Here is an 18,004-nt window from a genome sequence, read left to right as displayed (position 1 = left end):
CTTAGCCGCGCGGGTTCTCGGCGACGCGCCAGCGCGTGAGGCTTCCCAAACCGGCGAGCAATGCCAACCCTGCCGCAAACAGCATCGGAATCGGCCCCAGTCCGGCTCCGAACGAGAGGAACAGGCCAATCGAAGCCGCGCCGAGGGTCTGGCCGAAGAGCCGTCCGGTCGCCAGCAATCCGCCAGCCGCTGCCGTCCGTTCACGCGGGGCATTGCTCACGACCATGCGCGCATTAGGCGAAAAGAACAGGCCGAACCCCAGGGCGCAGACGACGAGGCGCCAGGCGATTGCCGCAGCCCCGGCTTGAACCGGCATGAAGGCCAGCAGGATAAGCCCGATGGCGGCGATCACCATGCCGGTCAGCCCGAGAATCGAAGGCGAAACGCGGTCAGACAACCATCCCGCCGCGGGCGAGACGAACAGCATCGTCAGCGGCAGCGGCAGAATCAGCAGCCCCACTTCGGACGGGCTGAAGCCCATGCCCTGCTCCAGACGAAACGGCAGTGCGACGACGAGCCCGGCCGAGCCGATGAAACCGGCCATCGCCGCCAGGATCGAAATGCCGATGGCCGGGCGCGACAACAGGTCCACCGGGAAGACCGGGTTGATCCGCGCCTTTTCGCTGCGGGCCAGCAACAGCGCCGATGCGAGTCCGGCCAGGGCCAGCGCGATTCCGGCAAACAGCCAACCACCGTGCACCGCCAGTTCGATACCGCCCACGAGCATGGCGAAAGTCGCCGCGCTCCACAGGCCCGAACGCCAGTTGAACGGTACCTTGCCGCGCACCGGGTCGGGAAGGAAGCGTCCGATCAGCAGCGAAACGAGGGCGCAGGGAACGGCCGCCACGAAGATCAGCCGCCAGTCAGCCCGCGCGACGATGAGACCCCCGAGGACCGGCGCCACGGCATTCGATGACGCAACGATCACCGAGTTGATGCCAAGGCCGCTGCCAAGCTTGGTCTTGGGATAGATCTGACGGATCATCGCCGTCGACACACTCATTGCCATGCCGGCGCCCAGCGCCTGTCCGACGCGAACCATCAGCAGGGCAGGCAGCGAATTGACCACTAGCGTAAGCGCCGAGGCGGCCATGAAAATGACCTGGCCGATCTGGTAGACCCGGCGCAGTCCCAGCCGCTCGCCGAGGTTGGAGAACGGCAGCAAAGCCATCACCATGACGAGCTGGTACAGGGTGACGACGTTGACGATGGCACCGCCTTCGACGTGAAGGTCCCGCGCAATCGTCGGCAGGGCGACATTGGCAATCGTGCCATCCAGCACGAAAAGAGCCGTGCCGAAGGAAATGGCAACGATCGCCCAGATCCGGCGCGGCATGGCCAGGCCATCGTCCTCGTGCCCGGCGGATGCTTTCGCGTTGGCAGGCGTCGCGTCATCGGCAAAGGAGAGATCGCTTCCTGCCGGCTTCCCAGCCGAAGCCGAAGACATTTCGTTTCGCAACTGCAGCATAATGGAAAAACGCCTACGCGGCCCGATGTGTCCCGGCAATCGCCATAAAATTCCCTACAGTTGTATAAATCTCAACTACAGGGCTGCGCTTCAGCGCAGCTTGGCAATCGTCATGCCATGCTGACGCGCTGCGTCCTTGGTCGATTCCTCGGTGCGGTTAAGCGCCTTGGCAATCTCCTTGAGCCCCTTCCCCTTGCCCGCCAGCATTTGCAGCTTTTGCAGTTCATCGGGTTTCCAGGGTTGCTTATGCTTGGCGATCTTCTGGCTCATTGCCTGTCTTCCTTTGTCGGTTGCCGGGCAATGAAACGAAAGCCGGTCGCGAAATCCGGCGCCATTGCGCTCACGCGTCTACATCCCAGGGCACCTCACCGTCCTGTTCGGACGTGTCGGTCGAAGTCTTCGTGACTGAAGCTTTCCTGGCGGGGGCCTTCTTGGTCGCCGTCTTGGCTTCGCCAGACTTGCCTGCCGCCTTCTTGGCGGTTGCCTTCTTCGCCGGAGCCTTCTTTGCGGAAGCCTTCTTCTTGCCCTTGGCCGGACCCTTGGCGGCCTTGGCATCGATCAGGGCGATCGCCTGCTCGGCGGTCAGGTCCTCGGGCTTCTGGTCGCGCGGGAGGGTGGCGTTGGTCGTGCCGTCGGTGACGTAGGGACCATAGCGTCCAGCGAGGACCTTGATCTCGCCCTCGCTCGTCGGATGCTTGCCCAGCACCTTGATCGGCTCCGCCTTGGCGCGCTGACCGCGTCCGCCGCCTTGCGCGGCCTCGGCCAGGATCGAAACAGCCGCATTCATGCCTGTCTCGAAAACGTCGGCAGTGGAGCGCAGCTTGCCGTACTTGCCGTCGTGCAGCAGGTAAGGTCCGTAACGCCCTATATTCGCGACGATTTCCTTGCCAGTCTCGGGGTGCTTGCCGACTTCGCGCGGGAGGCTGAGCAGCTTGAGCGCCCAGTCCAGTGTCAGCTCGTCGATGTCCTTGGGAATCGAGGCGCGCTTGGCTTCCTTGCCCTCACCCAGCTGGATGTAGGGACCGAAGCGACCGACCCGGCGGGTAATCTCTTCGCCGGTTTCCGGGTGCTTGCCCAGTTCCTCGTCATCGGCCGTCTCGCCATTGCCGCCGGGCTGCGCGAACTTGCGGGTGAACTTGCACTCCGGATAGTTCGAACAGGCGACGAAGGCGCCATAGCGGCCGCCGCGCAGCGCCAGCCGGCCATCGGCGCACTTGGGGCAGGCGCGCGGGTCAGACCCGTCATCCTTGGGCGGGAACAGGTAGTCGGAAAGGAACTCGTCGAGCACCTCGGTGACTTCCGAGGGCTTGCGCTCCATCACCTCGTCGGACTTCGGCTTGAAATCGCGCCAGAAGGCCTCGAGCAGCTCCTTCCAGGCATGGCGGCCGCCCGAGACGTCGTCGAGTTCCTCTTCCATGCCCGCAGTAAAGTCGTAGGCCACGTAGCGTTCGAAGAAGCGCTCGAGAAATGCGGTGAGAAGTCGCCCCGATTCCTCTGCGAAGAAACGGTTTTTCTCGGTGCGGACGTAGTTGCGGTCCTTCAGGACCTGGATCGTCGCGGCGTAAGTCGAAGGGCGGCCGATGCCCAGTTCCTCGAGCCGCTTGACGAGGCTGGCCTCGGAGAAGCGCGGCGGCGGCTGGGTGAAGTGCTGCTCGGCGGTCACGTCCTTCTTCGCGGGCGCGTCGCCGCTGCGCATCATGGGCAGCAGGCCGGATTCCTCGTCGTCCTCCTTCTGGTCGCGTCCTTCCTCGTAGACCGCAAGGAAGCCGGGGAACTTCACGACCTGGCCGGTGGCGCGCAGTTCGTTGCGGCCGGTGCCGTCGCGCAGCGTAATCGTCGTGCGCTCAAGGGCGGCAGAGGCCATCTGGCTGGCCATCGCGCGCTTGAAGATCAGGTCGTAGAGGCGCGCCTCGTCGCCCGAACCGAAACGGTCGCGGGTAAACTCGGTGGGACGGATCGCCTCGTGGGCTTCCTGCGCGTTCTTCGCCTTGGTCTCGTAGTGACGCGGCTTCTCGGGCAAGTAGTGCCCATCGTAGCGGTCCGAAATCGCCTTGCGGCACGCGGAAATGGCCGAAGGGTCCATCTGCACGCCGTCGGTACGCATGTAGGTGATCGCGCCCGCCTCATAGAGGGACTGCGCCACGCGCATCGTCTGGCTGGCCGAAAAACCGAGCTTGCGCGAGGCTTCCTGCTGCAGGGTCGAAGTCGTGAACGGCGGCTGCGGATTGCGGCGATGCGGCTTGGTCTCGACATTCTCGACCTTGAACGCACCCTGCTCCACGGCGGCCTTCGCGCGCATCGCGATGCCTTCGTCGCCCAGGCTCAGGCGATCGAGCTTCTGCCCCTCGAAGGCGACCAGCTTGGCGGTGAAAGGCGTGCCATCCTGCTCCATGAGCGCGGCGACCGACCAGTATTCTTGCGGCCTGAACGCCTCGATCTCACGCTCCCGGTCGACGATCAGGCGCAGCGCCACGGACTGCACGCGGCCCGCGGACTTGGCGCCCGGCAGCTTGCGCCAGAGGACAGGCGAAAGCGTGAAACCGAACAGGTAGTCGAGCGCGCGGCGGGCAAGATAAGCGTCGATCAGGTCCTGATCGAGCTCGCGCGGGGCCTGCATCGCCTTGGTCACCGTGTCCTTGGTGATTGCGTTGAAAGTCACGCGCTGCACGTCCTTGGGCAGCGCGCGGCGCTTCTTGAGCAGTTCCAGCACGTGCCACGAAATCGCCTCGCCTTCGCGATCAGGGTCAGTCGCGAGGATCAGGCGGTCGGAAGCCTTCGCGGCATCAGTGATCGCGCGAACCTGCTTCTGCTTGTCGCCGTAGAGCTCCCAATCCATCTCGAAGCCCTCGTCCGGGCGGACCGAGCCATCCTTGGGCGGAAGATCGCGGACGTGGCCATAACTCGCCAGGACCTTGAAGTCCTTGCCCAGGTACTTTTCGATGGTTTTCGCCTTGGCCGGCGATTCGACGATGACAAGCTGCATTTCAGACTTTCGATAAGCGCTACGCGCGTGCGCATGTACGCACACATATACACACGTACAAGTTGGGTCGGGCTTTGAGCGCCCGTCAAGAGGGCATCGACCATGCACCGGACAATGCCGATCGAGCTGCGAATCATGGGGGAAGCCATCACGCCCGGCTGACCCGGCCTCCGGCATGGCGCACGAGCGCACCGGCGATCTCCAGTTCCAGCAGCGCAAGCTGCACGGCCGCCGGACTGGCGCCGGACTGGCGGATCAACTCGTCGACGGGCACCGGGGCCGTGGTGAGCAGGTCGGCGAGCGGCGCGGGCTCCGCCTCGGAAATATCCTCGCAGTCCCCCCAGTCCGGCATGGCTTCGCGGAATGTCGAGCGCGCCGATCCATCGAAACCGCTGAGCAGCTCGATCACGTCCTCGGCACGCTGGACGAGGATAGCGCCGTCGCGAATGAGCTGGTTGCAGCCGTGCGATCGCGGGTCGAGCGGCGAGCCGGGGATCGCCATGACTTCGCGGCCCATCTCTCCGGCCAGCCGCGCCGTGATCAGCGAACCGGAACGCGGGGCGGCCTCTACCACCAGGGTTCCTGAACTCAGGCCGGCGATGATCCGGTTGCGCGACGGAAAGTGCCGCGCCAGCGGCTCCGTGCCCGGCGGTTGCTCGGCGATCAGCAGGCCGTCCAGTGCAATCCGTTCCTGCAACTCTGCGTGTTCCGGCGGATAGGTCACGTCGATGCCGCTGGCGATCACCCCCACGGTCGCGCCGCCAGCGCCAAGCGCGCCGTGATGGGCGGCGCCGTCGATGCCGCGGGCAAGGCCAGAGACGACCGTCATGCCCGCGTCCGCCAGTTCTCCGGCCAGCATCCGGGCAAGCCTGACTGCCGCTGCGGAGGCGTTGCGCGCGCCGACGAGCGCAACACACGGCGCTGCCAGGAATGCAGCATCGCCCCTGACGATCAGGATCGGCGGCGGCGCCTCGCTTGCGGCCAGCAGCGCAGGATACTCGGGCGCATCGTGGAAGAGATAGCGCGCCCCTGCCCGGCGCACTGCCTTCGCCTCATCGAGTGCAACCTGCTCGGGCGCCGGTCGATAGCGCTTGCCCGAGCGCCCCGCGATTTCGGGCAGCGCCTCGACGGCTCGGCGCGCATCGCCGAAGCGCGCAAGCAGCTGCGCGTAAGTGACGGGACCGACATTGGGCGAGCGCAGCAGACGGATGCGCGCGAGCGCTTCCTCCCTGTCGATCGCGGCGAGCGCCTGCCCGCCGCTCACGCGCAGGCCCCCGTCAGGGCTTCTTGCTGCCGCCCACCCTGGGCTCGGTTCCGGCGCGAAGCCGCGCGATGTTCTCGCGGTGCTGGAACAGCACGATCGCAGCGATGACGGCGAGGACGAGCGCGGCGTCCTGGTGCCCCAGCGCCAGGGCCACCAGCGGAGCGACCACGGCCGCCGTCATGCCCGCGACAGAAGAAATCTTCACGGTCAGGAGCAGGCCGATCCAGGTCAAGGCATAGGCAAGGCCCACCGGCCAGGCGAGGCCGAAGGCAATGCCCGCCGTCGTCGCGACGCCCTTGCCGCCGCGAAACTTCAGCCACACCGGGAAACAGTGCCCCAGAAATGCGCCGAGTGCAGCCAGCCAGACCGATGCCGGCCACAGCGCCGCGGCGATCAGCACCGCGGCAAGGCCCTTGAGCAGGTCTAGCAGGAGGGTGGCCGCAGCCAGCCCCTTGCGTCCGGTGCGCAGCACGTTGGTTGCGCCGATGTTGCCCGAACCGATCGAGCGCAAGTCGCCCGCACCGGCAATCCGGGTGATGACGAGGCCAAAGGGTACGGAGCCGAGCGCGTAGCCCAGTGCCAAAGCGAATATCCACTGCATGCGCCTCCCTTAGCGGTTTGCTCTGGAATGGCGAAGCCTAGTTGCTCTTTCGTCATGGCAGCGGTTAACAGGTCGCAAGGTTCAGGGAAAAATGATGTCCTCCGATAGTTCCACCAATGGGCAGACCGCAGGAGACCGGGCCAGCAACGACCCGTCGGCTCCGATTCTCCTGTTCGACTCGGGGGTTGGTGGCCTCACGGTGCTGGAGGAAGTGCGCAAGCTCCAGCCCGCCATGCCGGTGATCTACGCGGCGGACACGGCCGGCCTGCCATATGGCACCAAGAGCGAGGCGCAAGTCGCCGCCCGCGTCGCCGGATTGCTCGGCCGCATGACGGAGCGCTTCAAGCCCCGACTCGTATGCATCGCCTGCAACACCGCCTCGACGATCGCCCTGGGCATGGTTCGCGACGTGCTCGAGGTTCCGATCGTGGGCACCGTTCCGGCGATCAAGCCGGCTGCGGCCATGACGCGCAGCGGCGTGATCGGCCTGCTGGGCACCGAAGCGACGATCCGGCAGGCCTACGTCGACCGGCTCGAGCACGAATTCGCCGCCGACAAGATCCTGCTGCGCCATGGCGCTCCGGGTCTCGTCGAGGCAGCCGAAGCGAAGCTGCGCGGCGAGCCGGTGGACATGAGAATCATCCGGGAGGCCTGCGAGGCCCTGCGATCAAGGCCCGATGGCGAGCGGATCGACACCGTCGTTCTCGCCTGTACGCACTTTCCACTGCTCAGGATCGAGCTGGCCGAAGTCTTCGGGCCGAACGTGCGCTTCGTGCATGGGGCCGCAGGTATCGCGCGCCAGATCGCGCGGCTCACTGACGAACAGGCATGCACTCGCCAGGTACCCGACCGGGCGCTCTTCACCGGACCGGAAGGCACGCCGGGCGCATATCGCGAAGCGCTGGCGAACTTTGGGCTGATCGAGGGCGGAAAATTTTGACTCCAAGGCTGAACCTGCTTCTTATCGCACTGATCCTGATTGTCGGCCTGCCCTACTACTGGTTCCAGCTCGACGCGGACCGTGACGGCGCCATGCCGAAGGGGCTTTCGATCGCGCAGCTGCGCTCTCTCGCGGAGAGCATGCCGGGCCAGAAGCCGACCGCTGTGAAATACGAGCAGCTTGGCTATCGCTACATCCTGAGCAACAAGCTGGCGGCAGGCACAGGCCTGCGCCCTGCCCGCTCGGCGCTGCGGGCCTATGAGCTTATCGTTCCGGGCAAAGGTCCGATCACCATCGACGGCGGCACGACGCCCGCCGCAGCCGAGCAGTACAATGTCCGCGAGTTCGATCATATGGCCGAGCGCCGGATCGACAACGCGGCAAAGAACGCCAGCCTGTCCCTGCTTCTGGTCGATCACCCGCTGCATAACGGCAATGACGGCTTCAGCCTGCCCCGCGCCCGGGCGATGCCAATGGCCCAAACCGGCGAGCCGCATGCGGTGGCGCCGGGCGTCGTCGTCATTCCGCTCCCCGGCCTCACCATCGGTTCGAACATGATCTACGCCCGCCTCGCAAACGGGCGCGAATTCCTCTTCACCGGGGACGCCGCGATGATCGACAGCAGCTGGAAGGAAGTGCTGCCGCCGGCGCGCATCGTCACCAGCTACCTGCGTCCGCAGGAGCGCAAGGAAATCGTCTCCTGGTTGATGACGATCAATGCCCTGGCACGAGCCGCTCCCCATATGACCGTCATCTCGGGCCATGAACCGTCAGTCCTTACCTCGGTAAAGCGCGGATTTGCGGATTAAGGTGAATGAGACATCTGACTGGTCATGCACCGAAGTATAATGTAAACGGCCGCCGTCTTTAGGGTAAAAGGCCCCGCAGAGGTAACGCAGGACACCGCCTACGTGAACTACGAGCACATTTTCGACCAGGCCATCGAACGCCTGCACTCTGAAGGCCGCTACCGTGTCTTCATCGACATCCTGCGCAACAAGGGGGCCTACCCCAACGCGCGGTGCTTCGCCGGTCACAATGGCCCGAAGCCGATCACGGTCTGGTGCTCGAACGACTACCTCGCCATGGGCCAGCACCCCAAGGTCATCGAAGCGATGGAAGGGGCGCTGCAGGACGTCGGCGCCGGATCGGGCGGAACCCGCAATATCGGCGGCAACACGCACTATCACATCGAGCTTGAGAGCGAACTGGCCGACCTGCACGGCAAGCAGGGCGCGCTGCTGTTCACGTCCGGCTACGTCTCGAACGACGCCACGCTCTCGACGCTGGCCAAGTTGCTGCCCGGCTGCGTCATCTTCTCGGACGAGCTCAATCATGCCAGCATGATCGCAGGGATCCGCAATTCCGGCTGCGATAAGAAGGTCTTCCGCCACAACGACCTCGAACACCTCGAGGAACTCCTGGCTGAAACCGATCCCGCATTGCCCAAGCTGATCGCGTTCGAGTCGGTCTACTCGATGGACGGCGACGTCGCGCCGATCCACGCGATCTGCGACCTTGCCGACAAGTACAACGCCCTCACCTACATCGACGAAGTTCACGCGGTCGGCATGTACGGCCCGCGCGGCGGCGGCATCACAGACCGCGACGAGGCAGCCCACCGCATCGACATCATCGAGGGCACGCTGGGCAAGGCGTTCGGCGTCATGGGCGGCTACATCGCGGCCGACACCAAGATCATCGACTGCATCCGCTCCTATGCCCCGGGCTTCATCTTCACCACCTCACTCTCGCCGGTTCTGGTCGCGGGCGTGCTGGCTTCGGTGAAGCACCTCAAGAGTTCGAACGAGGAACGCGAAGGCCAGCAGCGTTCGGCCGGCATGCTCAAGCAGATGTTCCGCGACGCCGGCCTGCCGGTGATGGACTCGACCACGCACATCGTCCCGCTGATGGTGGGCGATCCGGTCAAGGCCAAGAAAATCAGCGACATCCTGCTTGCCGAGTACGGCGCCTATGTCCAACCGATCAACTTCCCGACAGTGCCGCGCGGCACCGAGCGACTGCGCTTCACCCCGGGCCCTGCCCATACCGAGGCCATGATGCGCGACCTGACCAACGCGCTGGTCGAGATCTGGGAGCGCATGGAGATGAAGCTGGCCGCCTGATTTTCAGGCATGGTCAGGCTCACTTTGGCGCCTGCAACAATTTCTACTCCTCAGGGCTCCCCGCTCAGGCGGCGGAGCCCTTTTTTGCGGCCCGGCCAATCCCCAAGTTCTGCCCGTCGCGGCTGCGCGCCCGTCCCCGCGAGGCGCATCATCCCCTCCCCCCCCGGCGGCGACACGATCATGAGGAATGACATGACAAAGCTTTTCGAGCCAATTCAGGTCGGCAATCTCACCCTCGCCAACCGCATCGTCATCGCGCCGATGTGCCAGTACTCCGCCGAGGACGGGCGGATGACCGACTGGCACACCGTTCACCTTGGCACGCTTGCCCAGTCAGGCGCAGGAATCCTGACCATCGAGGCTGCAGCGGTCACGCCCGAGGGACGCATCTCCTATGCCGACGTCGGCCTTTGGGACGATCAGACTGAAGCGGCCATGGGCAAGGTTCTTGAGAGTGTGCGACGCTGGTCGGACATGCCGATCGCGCTCCAGCTTGCCCATGCCGGCCGCAAGGCCAGCACGGCGCGCCCCTGGGATGGCGGCGCACAACTCGCGCCGGGCGAGCAGAACGGCTGGCAGACCCTCTCCGCTTCTGCGGTGCCGTTCCAGCCGCATGAAAATCCGCCCGAAGCGCTCGACGAAGCCGGTCTTGCCCGCATCCGCGATGCCTTTGCCGATTCCGCGCGCCGCGCAGCGCGCCTGGGCATCGAAGCCATCCAGATCCACGCCGCGCATGGCTACTTGCTCCACCAGTTCCTTTCGCCGCTCTCCAACCATCGCGACGACGATTACGGCGGCAACCTGGAAAACCGGATGCGCTTCCCCCTCGAAATCTACGACGCCGTGCGCGCGGCCTTACCGGCCGATAAGCCCGTGACCGTGCGCGTGTCGGGCACCGACTGGGTCGACGGCGGCTGGGATGCCGAGCAGACCGCCGCCTTCGCCCGCGCACTGGAAGCGCGCGGCTGCGCCGCCATCCACGTCTCCAGCGGCGGCCTCCATCCCGAACAGAAGATCCCGGTCGGCCCCAACTACCAGGTCCCGCTGGCACGAAAGGTCAAGGAAGCGGTTTCGATACCGGTCATCGCCGTCGGCCTGATCACCGAGCCGGAACAAGCCGAGGCCATTGTCGCCACCGGTGACGCCGACATGATCGCGATTGCCCGCACGATCCTCTACGATCCGCGCTGGCCCTGGCACGCTGCTGCAAAGCTGGGCGCGCAGGTCAAGGCCGCGCCGCAGTACCTGCGCTGCCAGCCGCGTACCTACAAGGACCTGTTCGAACAGGACTGACCGACCCCAGCAAGGCCTGAAACGAGAAAGCCCACCGCAGCATCGCTGCGGTGGGCTTTTCAAATTCCGGTCTGTGCCGTGCCGGTCAGCGCAGCGAGACGACGTTGTCCGAAACGCGCGGATCCTTGCGGCCGGTGTACAGGCTCGCCATCGGCTCGTCCGATACGGTCACGACATCGCCCTGGCCGAAACCATTGAAGGCAGTGCGCATGGCCGCGCCGTAAGCGCCGAGCATGCCCACCTCGATCCAGTCACCCGCCTTGATTTCCGCCGGCAGCATGAAGGGGCCCTCCATGAAGTCGGCATCGTCGCAGGTCGGGCCATAGAACGAGAATTCCTGCATTTCGGCAACGTCGATGGCCGCATTGTCGTTGCTGCCACCGCGCGGAAGGTGCCGCACCGGGAAGCGCCAGGCGACGTGCGCGGCATCGTAGAGAGCGCCATAGGCACCATCGTTGATGTAAAGTTCATCGCCGCGACGCTTCTCGACCTTGACGATCAGCGAGTTGTACTCGGCCGACAGCGCCCGGCCCGGCTCGCACCAAAGCTCGGCGTTGTAGGCAATCGGCAGCGCCTCGAAGTGGCGGTGGATGATCGCGAAGTAGTCCTCGAGCGGCGGCGGCTCCATGCCCGGATAGCTCGACGGGAACCCACCGCCGACATCGATCATGTCGATGACAACGCCGGCATCGGCAATCGCGGCACGCGCGCGCTCCAGCGCCTGGACATAAGCGAAAGGCGTCATGGCCTGCGAACCCACGTGGAAGCAGACGCCGAGCCAGTCGGCGACCTGGCGGGTCGCCTGCAGCAGCGGCGCGGCATCGGCCAGGTCGATGCCGAACTTCGAGGCCAGGCTCAGCTCCGAATATTCGGACGAGACGCGCAGGCGCACGCAGAGGCGCAGGTCGGCGGCGAGATTGCCTTCATCGTCGGCAGTCGCGGCGAGGATCTTTTCCAGTTCCTCCTGCGTATCGAGGCTGAAAGTGCGCACGCCATGAACGCGATAGGCCTCACGAATGGCGCTCGCGGTCTTGACCGGGTGCATGAAGCACAGCGTTGCCGTGGGCAGGACGCCGCGAACCATGCGCACCTCGGCAATCGAGGCGACATCGTAATGCGTGATGCCGTTGTCCCACAGGATCTGTACGAGATCCGGGGACGGGTTCGCCTTCACCGCATAGAGCGACTTGCCCGGAAACTTCGTTGCAAAGAAGCGGGCAGCGCGCGCAGCAGCGTGCGGGCGGTTCAGGATAACGGGTTCGTCAGGCGCGAGGGCGCGAACTACAGCCGGTGCGTCAGGATGTTCGAGCAACTCAAGGGACCCCCAATCGGTGTGTTAGCGTCAAAGCTGCCTTGCGGTTTGGAAGTCCCCATGGGGCAGCGAGGGGCGGGATATAAGCCTGCGGTGATGAATCGCAAGTGAAAATCCGGAAGGTTCACAAAAACGTCACATAGGGTTTCCAGCCCTGCTCAGCAGGGTGGTTCCCGGTGACTATCTCCTGTGATTTCCGTATGTTACCCAGAAATCTCTCCACTCGGAAAAATGCAAACCCGGGGCGGCAGAACCGCCCCTCACACCAATAACAACGCCAGCGCTCACAAGAAGGTCCCGGCGACTCGCCGCCAAGGGGCCCGATCGCGCCTGCATTGAGACGAAAGGCCCCTACTCACCTAAGCCCTTCAACTCAAGCGGTCGCGGAAATCCTCGTATGCGAACTTGCGGACGCACTCGAGCGAATCCGTTTCCGAATCCCACAGCCAGATCGAGGGCAGCGGTACCCCGTTGAAGGTGGTTGTCTTGACCATCGAGTAGTGCGCCTGGTCGAGAAAGGCGAAGCGCTCGCCCGGCTTGGCCTCGACCGGAAGCACATAGTCGCCGATCACGTCGCCCGCGAGGCAGGACGGTCCGCCAAGGCGTACCCTGCCCCCTTGCGCCTCGTCGACGAGGTCGTCGCCCTCGATGGGCACCTCACCCAGCATCGCGGGGCGATAGGGTGCCTCGATTACATCGGGCATGTGGCAGGTCGCAGAGATATCGGTGATCGCAACCGGCATGCCGTTGAAGCCCACATCGAGGATCGTGCCGACGAGGATGCCCGCGTCGAGAGCGACCGCCTCGCCCGGTTCAAGATAGATTTCCGCGCCGGTGTCCTCGGCCATGTCGCGCAGGAACTCGACGAGTTCCTCGCGCTGGTAGTCGGCGCGGGTGATGTGATGGCCGCCGCCGATGTTGATCCACTTGAACTGGCCGAAATAAGGCTCGAGATAATCGAATGCCTTGTCCCAGGTGCGGTGGAGCGGTTCGAAATCCTGCTCGCACAAGGTGTGCATGTGCACGCCGTCGATCAACTCGACATGCTCTTCTGTCAGCTGGTCGATCGGGAAACCCAGGCGCGAATGCGGCGCGCACGGATCGTAGCGGGGCACTTCGCCCTCGGGGTGGAGTGGATTGATGCGAAGCCCGATATCGAAATCCTCGCCACGGGCACGGGCGGCTTCGATGATCGGCCAGCACCGTTCGATCTGCTGGGGCGAATTGAAGATCACGTGATCCGAAAGGCGCAGGATCTCGTCGAGATCGTCGGGCTTGTAGGCCGCGCAGTAGGTCGCGATCTCCCCGTCGTAGAACTCGGAGGCCAGCCGCGCTTCCCACAGGCCCGAGGTGCACACGCCGTCGAGGTACTCGCCGATGATCGGGGCGGTCGACCACATCGAGAACGCCTTGAGCGCCGAGAGCACTTTTGCGCCCGACTGCTCGCCGACCTCGGAGAGCACGCGCAAGTTGTCGCGCAGCTTCGCCGCGTCGACGACGAAGCTGGGACTGTCGACGCGCGACAGGTCGAATTGGGCGAATGCGCCCGGATCACCGGCTCTGGTTTCCATCACTCAAACCCCAACATCACCGTCGCCCCCGCACAGGCAGGGCCCCGCTTCATCGCCGCGGGGAAAACAAGCGCGATCCCCGTCCGAGCGGGGATGACGGAGGAAACCGGAACGATTTCCTCCAGACAGCCTCAGAACGGCAGCGGTTCGGCCAGTTCCTCGCAGGTCCACGGCAGACCGTGCTCGTTGAGCATCGCCATGAACGGATCGGGGTCGAACTGCTCCATGTTGAACACGCCCTCACCTTTCCAGGCGCCGGTCAGCATCATGGCAGCGCCGATCATCGCCGGAACGCCGGTTGTATAGCTCACCGCCTGGTTGCCGGTTTCCTCGTAGGCGTCCTCATGGTCGCAGATGTTCTTGATGTAGAACGTCTTCTCACCCGATCCGTCGAGTGCCTCGCCTGTCGCGATATCGCCGATGTTGGTCTTGCCCCTGGTCGTCGGGCCGAGCGAGGCCGGCTCGGGCAGAACCGCCTTGAGGAACTGCAGCGGGACGATCTCGACACCGTTGTAGATGACCGGATCGATGCGGGTCATGCCCACGTTCTGCAGCACGGTCAGGTGCTTGATGTACTCGTCGCCGAAAGTCATCCAGAAGCGTGCGCGCTCCATCTCGGGGATGAACTTCGCAAGGCTTTCCAGTTCCTCGTGGTACATCATGTACATGTTCTTCGGGCCGACAGCTTCGAAGTCGAACGACTGTTTCACGCCCATCGCGGGAGTCTCGACGAATTCGCCGTTTTCCCAGTGGCGCGCGGGCGCAGTCACTTCGCGGATGTTGATTTCCGGGTTGAAATTGGTTGCGAAGGCCTGGCCGTGATCGCCGCCGTTGCAGTCGAGAATGTCGAGCGTGCGGATCGTCTTGAGCTTGTGCTTCTTGAGCCACATCGCAAAAACGCTGGTAACGCCCGGATCGAAGCCCGAACCGAGCAGCGCCATGAGTCCTGCCTCCTTGAAGCGGTCCTGGTATTCCCACTGCCAGCGGTACTCGAACTTCGCCACGTCCTTGGGCTCGTAGTTCGCCGTGTCCATGTAATTGACGCCGGTCGCCAGGCAGGCGTCCATGATCGCCAGGTCCTGATAGGGCAGCGCGAGATTGACGACGAGCTCGGGACCGATCGAGCGGATGAGCGCCGAAGTGGCCTCCACGTCGTCGGCGTCGATGGCGTAAGTGCCGATCGTGACGCCGGTGCGTTCCTTCACCGACTCCGCGATCGCCTCGCACTTGGAGACCGTGCGGCTGGCGAGGTGGATGTCACTGAAGATATTCGGGTTCATCGCCATCTTGTGGACTGCGACCGAGCCGACGCCGCCTGCGCCGATCACCAGAACCTTGCTCACCGATCTTCTCCTTCAATTCACCCGGACGGGGCGCGCACGAACAGGTGCGAAGGGCCGCATATAGAATGCCTGTGTGACAACTCAACGCCGATCCGCCTGCGAAGTTCACGGATATGTCGATTGTCGAGCTGTCATAAACTGCCTTCGTCGCGTCATCACCCGGTCACGCGCGGCGCACAAAGGTCGCAAAACCGTCAGCGGCGAAGGACTGATCCAGATGCCCAAGAGTGCCTCGACCCTCATCGAAAAGGCTGTTGTCCGCCACGAATCCCCCCGCCTCTCCCGCCTGCTCGACAAGGCTTTCGCGATGGCGTTCAAGGGTCTGGTCTATGCCCAGATCTGGGAAGACCCGGTGGCAGACATGGATGCGCTGAAGATCGGGCCCGACAGCCGCATCATCACCATCGCCAGCGGCGGCTGCAATGCATTGAGCTACCTGACGGCCAACCCGCACTCGATCACCTGCGTCGACCTCAACACCGCGCACATCGCTCTCAACAAGCTCAAGCACGCCGCCGTGCGCCATCTGCCAGACTATGCAAACGTGCGACGCTTCATTGCCGAGGCCGATCATCCGTCCAATGTCGAAACCTACTCGCTGCTGCTCGCCCCCCATCTCGACGAGGCGACGCGGCGCTACTGGGAAGGACGCGATCTCGTCGGTCGCCGCCGGATCGGTGCCTTCACCCGCGGGATCTACAAGCACGGACTGCTCGGCAATTTCATCGGCCTCGCCCACATCCTTGCCAAGCTGTACCGGATCGATCCTGCCGAAATCCTCGGCGCAGGGTCGCTCGAGGACCAGCGCCGCGTCTTCGACGAACGCTTCGCGCCCATCTTCGAACGCCGCCTGGTCCGCTGGCTGACCAATCACCCCGCATCGCTGTTCGGCCTTGGCATTCCGCCCGCCCAATACTCTGCCCTTGCCGGCGAGCAGCGCATGGCGGACGTCCTGCGCGCCCGGCTCGAGAAGCTGGCTTGCCACTTCCCCGTCAACGACAACTACTTCGCCTGGCAGGCTTTCGGGCGCGGCTATGGGCGCGGCGCGGAGCATCCCCTGCCCCCTTACCTGCAGCGCGGCAACCTGCCCCTCGTGCGCGAGCGGCTCGACCGGCTCACCGTGCGCCATGCCAATTTCACCCAGGTCCTCGCCGAAGCCGGCGATGCCTCCTACGACCGCTACATCCTGCTCGACGCGCAGGACTGGATGAGCGATGCGCAACTGGCCGAGCTGTGGAGCCAGATCACCCGCACCGCCCGCCCGAAATCGCGCGTACTGTTCCGCACAGCCGCCGAGCCCTCGCTGCTGCCCGGCCGTGTGCCCGATGCCATCCTCGATCGCTGGGAATACCGGGAGGTGGAGTCGCAGGCGGCGACACTGGCCGACCGCTCCTCGATCTACGGCGGCGTGCACCTCTACGAGCTGCGCGCGTGACCGGCTCGACACCTGCGACCGACCATGCCGCACTGATGGACAGGGTCTATCGCGGCCAGCGGCACATCTACGACCTTACGCGCAAGTACTACCTGTTCGGCCGCGACCGTCTGATCGACGAGCTGGAATGCCGCGCCGGTCACGCCGTGCTCGAGCTGGGCTGCGGCACCGGACGCAACCTGCAGCTCATTGCCCGCCGCTGGCCCGGCGTGCACTGCCACGGCCTCGATATTTCCGCCGAGATGCTCAAGAACGCCCGCAAGCGGCTGGGCCTGTCCGGTCGGCTGGCCCTCGGCGATGCCTCCCGTTTCGATGCGCGCGGCCTGTTCGGGCGCGAGGGCTTCGACCGCATCGTCCTGTCCTATGCGCTCTCGATGATCCCGGGCTGGGAAGCGACTCTGGAGCAAGCGGTTGCGGCACTGGCCCCGGGCGGCTCCGTGCGCGTCGTCGACTTCGGAGATCTGGCCGGCCTGCCCGCGCCGCTCGCGGGGGGATTGCGCAAGTGGCTCGCGCATTTCCACGTCACCCCGCGCACCGGGATGGAATCCGTTTGCACCCGAATTGCGCGCGAGAAGCACCTCAGGCTGGAGCACTTGCGCGGACCGCTCGGCTATTACCAGATGGTGCACATCTCGCGCTGAGACTATAGCGCGGCGATGAGCAATGCATCCCCCCGCAAGCCGACCGCCGAGGGCGTGAGCCTCGCCGCGCGCAAGGTCGGCGAAATCCTTCCCATGACTCCCCTGCTCCCGCTCGAAGTCGAGGGCACAAGGATCTGGTGCAAGGCCGAGTGCCTGCAACCTGTCGGCGCGTTCAAGATTCGCGGCGCCTGGCACCGCCTGACCGCGCTGTCCGAAGAAGAACGCAAATGCGGCGTCATCGGCGTATCGAGCGGCAACCACGCGCAGGGTGTCGCCTGGGCCGCCCGTGAACTGGGCATTGCCGCGACCATCGTCATGCCCATCGACGCGCCGCAGGTGAAGCTCGCCAACACGCGTGCGCTCGGCGCCGAAGTCGTGCTCTACGACCGGCCTGGCGGCGAGGACCGCGATGAAGTGGCCGAACGGCTGACGGCCGAGCGCGGTGCTACCTTGGTCCATGCCTTCGGCGACCCGTGGATCATCGAGGGGCAAGGCTCTGTCGGCATCGAGATTGCCCGGCAAATGAACGGCGCACCCGATTTGATCGTCACCCCCTGCGGCGGCGGCGGACTTGCCGCAGGCCTTGCCCTTGCCTGCCCCGATTCGCGCGTGATCCCGGTCGAACCGGAAGGATGGGACGATGTCTGCCGCAGCCTGGCAGCGGGCAAGATCCTCCCCGTTGCGCCCGATGCGCCGCCGACCGCTTGCGATGCCCTGCAGACCCCGGCGACGCGTCCGGTCAATTTCGAGGTTCTGAAAGCACGCTGCCCCTTCGGCCTGATCGCGACGCCAGCGGAAATTCGGGCCGCACAGCGGCTTGCATTCCAGAGGCTGCGCCTCGTCGTCGAACCGGGAGGTGCGGCTGCGCTGGCCGCCGTTCTGGCGGGCAAGGTCGAGCTTGCGGAGCGCACGGCCATCGTGCTGTCCGGCGGCAATACCGATCCTGCGAGCTTTGCCTCGGTACTGGCCGGGAACGATTGACAAGTTCCCCGTCTCGGCAGACGCTAAGGCACTGGCAGAGGGGGAA

At 65.0% G+C, this 18,004-nt stretch carries 15 protein-coding genes; 7 read left to right on the top strand and 8 right to left on the bottom strand.

From position 1 onward, the window contains the following. Position 1 precedes the first annotated feature (1 nt). The 5 genes from J3474_RS20350 to plsY all read right to left on the bottom strand — a co-directional run bounded on the left by J3474_RS20350 (position 2) and on the right by plsY (position 6,316). On the bottom strand, positions 2–1,468 hold the full coding sequence (locus J3474_RS20350; protein WP_207095398.1) for an MFS transporter: 1,467 nt from the start codon (positions 1,466–1,468) through the stop codon (positions 2–4). 90 nt (positions 1,469–1,558) lie between these two features. After that, entirely contained in the window at positions 1,559–1,738 is a 180-nt protein-coding gene (locus tag J3474_RS20345; RefSeq protein WP_041559057.1) for a hypothetical protein, read from the bottom strand. A gap of 70 nt (positions 1,739–1,808) precedes the next feature. After that, the gene (topA, locus tag J3474_RS20340; protein ID WP_207095397.1) at positions 1,809–4,451 is read right to left on the bottom strand and encodes a type I DNA topoisomerase; all 2,643 of its coding nucleotides are present in this window, start codon (positions 4,449–4,451) and stop codon (positions 1,809–1,811) included. A 148-nt stretch (positions 4,452–4,599) separates the two neighbouring features. After that, positions 4,600–5,715, bottom strand: coding sequence for a DNA-processing protein DprA (gene dprA, locus J3474_RS20335; protein WP_207095396.1), 1,116 nt, complete (start codon positions 5,713–5,715; stop codon positions 4,600–4,602). A 13-nt stretch (positions 5,716–5,728) separates the two neighbouring features. Continuing rightward, entirely contained in the window at positions 5,729–6,316 is a 588-nt protein-coding gene (gene plsY / locus J3474_RS20330; protein ID WP_207095395.1) for a glycerol-3-phosphate 1-O-acyltransferase PlsY, read from the bottom strand. A 94-nt stretch (positions 6,317–6,410) separates the two neighbouring features. On the opposite strand from plsY, the gene murI reads away from it, so the two are divergent. The 4 genes from murI (at position 6,411) to J3474_RS20310 (ending at position 10,675) form a co-directional block, all read left to right on the top strand. Continuing rightward, on the top strand, positions 6,411–7,256 hold the full coding sequence (murI, locus tag J3474_RS20325; protein WP_207095394.1) for a glutamate racemase: 846 nt from the start codon (positions 6,411–6,413) through the stop codon (positions 7,254–7,256). Beyond that, a complete protein-coding gene (locus J3474_RS20320; protein ID WP_207095393.1) occupies positions 7,253–8,065 on the top strand; it encodes a hypothetical protein in 813 nt (270 codons plus the stop codon). Before murI ends, J3474_RS20320 begins: the two co-directional genes overlap by 4 nt. Positions 8,066–8,167: 102 nt before the next feature. Continuing rightward, positions 8,168–9,382, top strand: coding sequence for a 5-aminolevulinate synthase (hemA, locus tag J3474_RS20315; protein ID WP_207095392.1), 1,215 nt, complete (start codon positions 8,168–8,170; stop codon positions 9,380–9,382). Positions 9,383–9,574: 192 nt separating this feature from the next. Beyond that, a complete protein-coding gene (locus J3474_RS20310; protein WP_207095391.1) occupies positions 9,575–10,675 on the top strand; it encodes an NADH:flavin oxidoreductase/NADH oxidase in 1,101 nt (366 codons plus the stop codon). An 85-nt stretch (positions 10,676–10,760) separates the two neighbouring features. On the opposite strand, the gene J3474_RS20305 is transcribed toward J3474_RS20310, so the two are convergent. The 3 genes from J3474_RS20305 to J3474_RS20295 form a co-directional block, all read right to left on the bottom strand. Further along, entirely contained in the window at positions 10,761–11,987 is a 1,227-nt protein-coding gene (locus J3474_RS20305) for a type III PLP-dependent enzyme (protein ID WP_007014837.1), read from the bottom strand. Between the two features lie 368 nt (positions 11,988–12,355). Continuing rightward, on the bottom strand, positions 12,356–13,558 hold the full coding sequence (locus J3474_RS20300) for a carboxynorspermidine decarboxylase (RefSeq protein WP_207095390.1): 1,203 nt from the start codon (positions 13,556–13,558) through the stop codon (positions 12,356–12,358). Between the two features lie 131 nt (positions 13,559–13,689). Next, positions 13,690–14,901: a saccharopine dehydrogenase family protein gene (locus J3474_RS20295; RefSeq protein WP_007014834.1), complete on the bottom strand. Its 1,212-nt coding sequence runs from the start codon at positions 14,899–14,901 to the stop codon at positions 13,690–13,692. A gap of 217 nt (positions 14,902–15,118) precedes the next feature. Here J3474_RS20295 and J3474_RS20290 point away from each other — a divergent pair, with 217 nt between their 5' ends. Genes J3474_RS20290 through J3474_RS20280 form a run of 3 tightly spaced genes read left to right on the top strand, consistent with a single transcriptional unit; the run spans position 15,119 to position 17,958 of the window. Beyond that, entirely contained in the window at positions 15,119–16,336 is a 1,218-nt protein-coding gene (locus J3474_RS20290; protein WP_207095389.1) for a DUF3419 family protein, read from the top strand. Continuing rightward, positions 16,333–16,977, top strand: a complete 645-nt coding sequence (locus J3474_RS20285) for a class I SAM-dependent methyltransferase (protein ID WP_242528507.1) — start codon at positions 16,333–16,335, stop codon at positions 16,975–16,977. Before J3474_RS20290 ends, J3474_RS20285 begins: the two co-directional genes overlap by 4 nt. Positions 16,978–16,992: 15 nt before the next feature. Beyond that, complete coding sequence (locus J3474_RS20280; RefSeq protein WP_207095388.1) at positions 16,993–17,958, top strand: threonine/serine dehydratase; 966 nt, start codon at positions 16,993–16,995, stop codon at positions 17,956–17,958. Positions 17,959–18,004 lie beyond the last annotated feature (46 nt).

This window comes from Novosphingobium sp. PY1, assembly GCF_017312445.1.
Classification (GTDB): domain Bacteria; phylum Pseudomonadota; class Alphaproteobacteria; order Sphingomonadales; family Sphingomonadaceae; genus Novosphingobium.
Note: the sequence above shows the minus strand (reverse complement) of the source record. Positions and strands in the feature narration are given on the sequence as shown.

Coding starts and splice junctions, on each gene's coding strand:
- J3474_RS20350 (WP_207095398.1), bottom strand. CDS start 1,468: ATGCTGCAGTTGCGAAACGAAATGTCTTCGGCTTCGGCTGGGAAGCCG.
- J3474_RS20345 (WP_041559057.1), bottom strand. CDS start 1,738: ATGAGCCAGAAGATCGCCAAGCATAAGCAACCCTGGAAACCCGATGAA.
- topA (WP_207095397.1), bottom strand. CDS start 4,451: ATGCAGCTTGTCATCGTCGAATCGCCGGCCAAGGCGAAAACCATCGAA.
- plsY (WP_207095395.1), bottom strand. CDS start 6,316: ATGCAGTGGATATTCGCTTTGGCACTGGGCTACGCGCTCGGCTCCGTA.
- murI (WP_207095394.1), top strand. CDS start 6,411: ATGTCCTCCGATAGTTCCACCAATGGGCAGACCGCAGGAGACCGGGCC.
- J3474_RS20310 (WP_207095391.1), top strand. CDS start 9,575: ATGACAAAGCTTTTCGAGCCAATTCAGGTCGGCAATCTCACCCTCGCC.
- J3474_RS20300 (WP_207095390.1), bottom strand. CDS start 13,558: ATGGAAACCAGAGCCGGTGATCCGGGCGCATTCGCCCAATTCGACCTG.
- J3474_RS20290 (WP_207095389.1), top strand. CDS start 15,119: ATGCCCAAGAGTGCCTCGACCCTCATCGAAAAGGCTGTTGTCCGCCAC.
- J3474_RS20280 (WP_207095388.1), top strand. CDS start 16,993: ATGAGCAATGCATCCCCCCGCAAGCCGACCGCCGAGGGCGTGAGCCTC.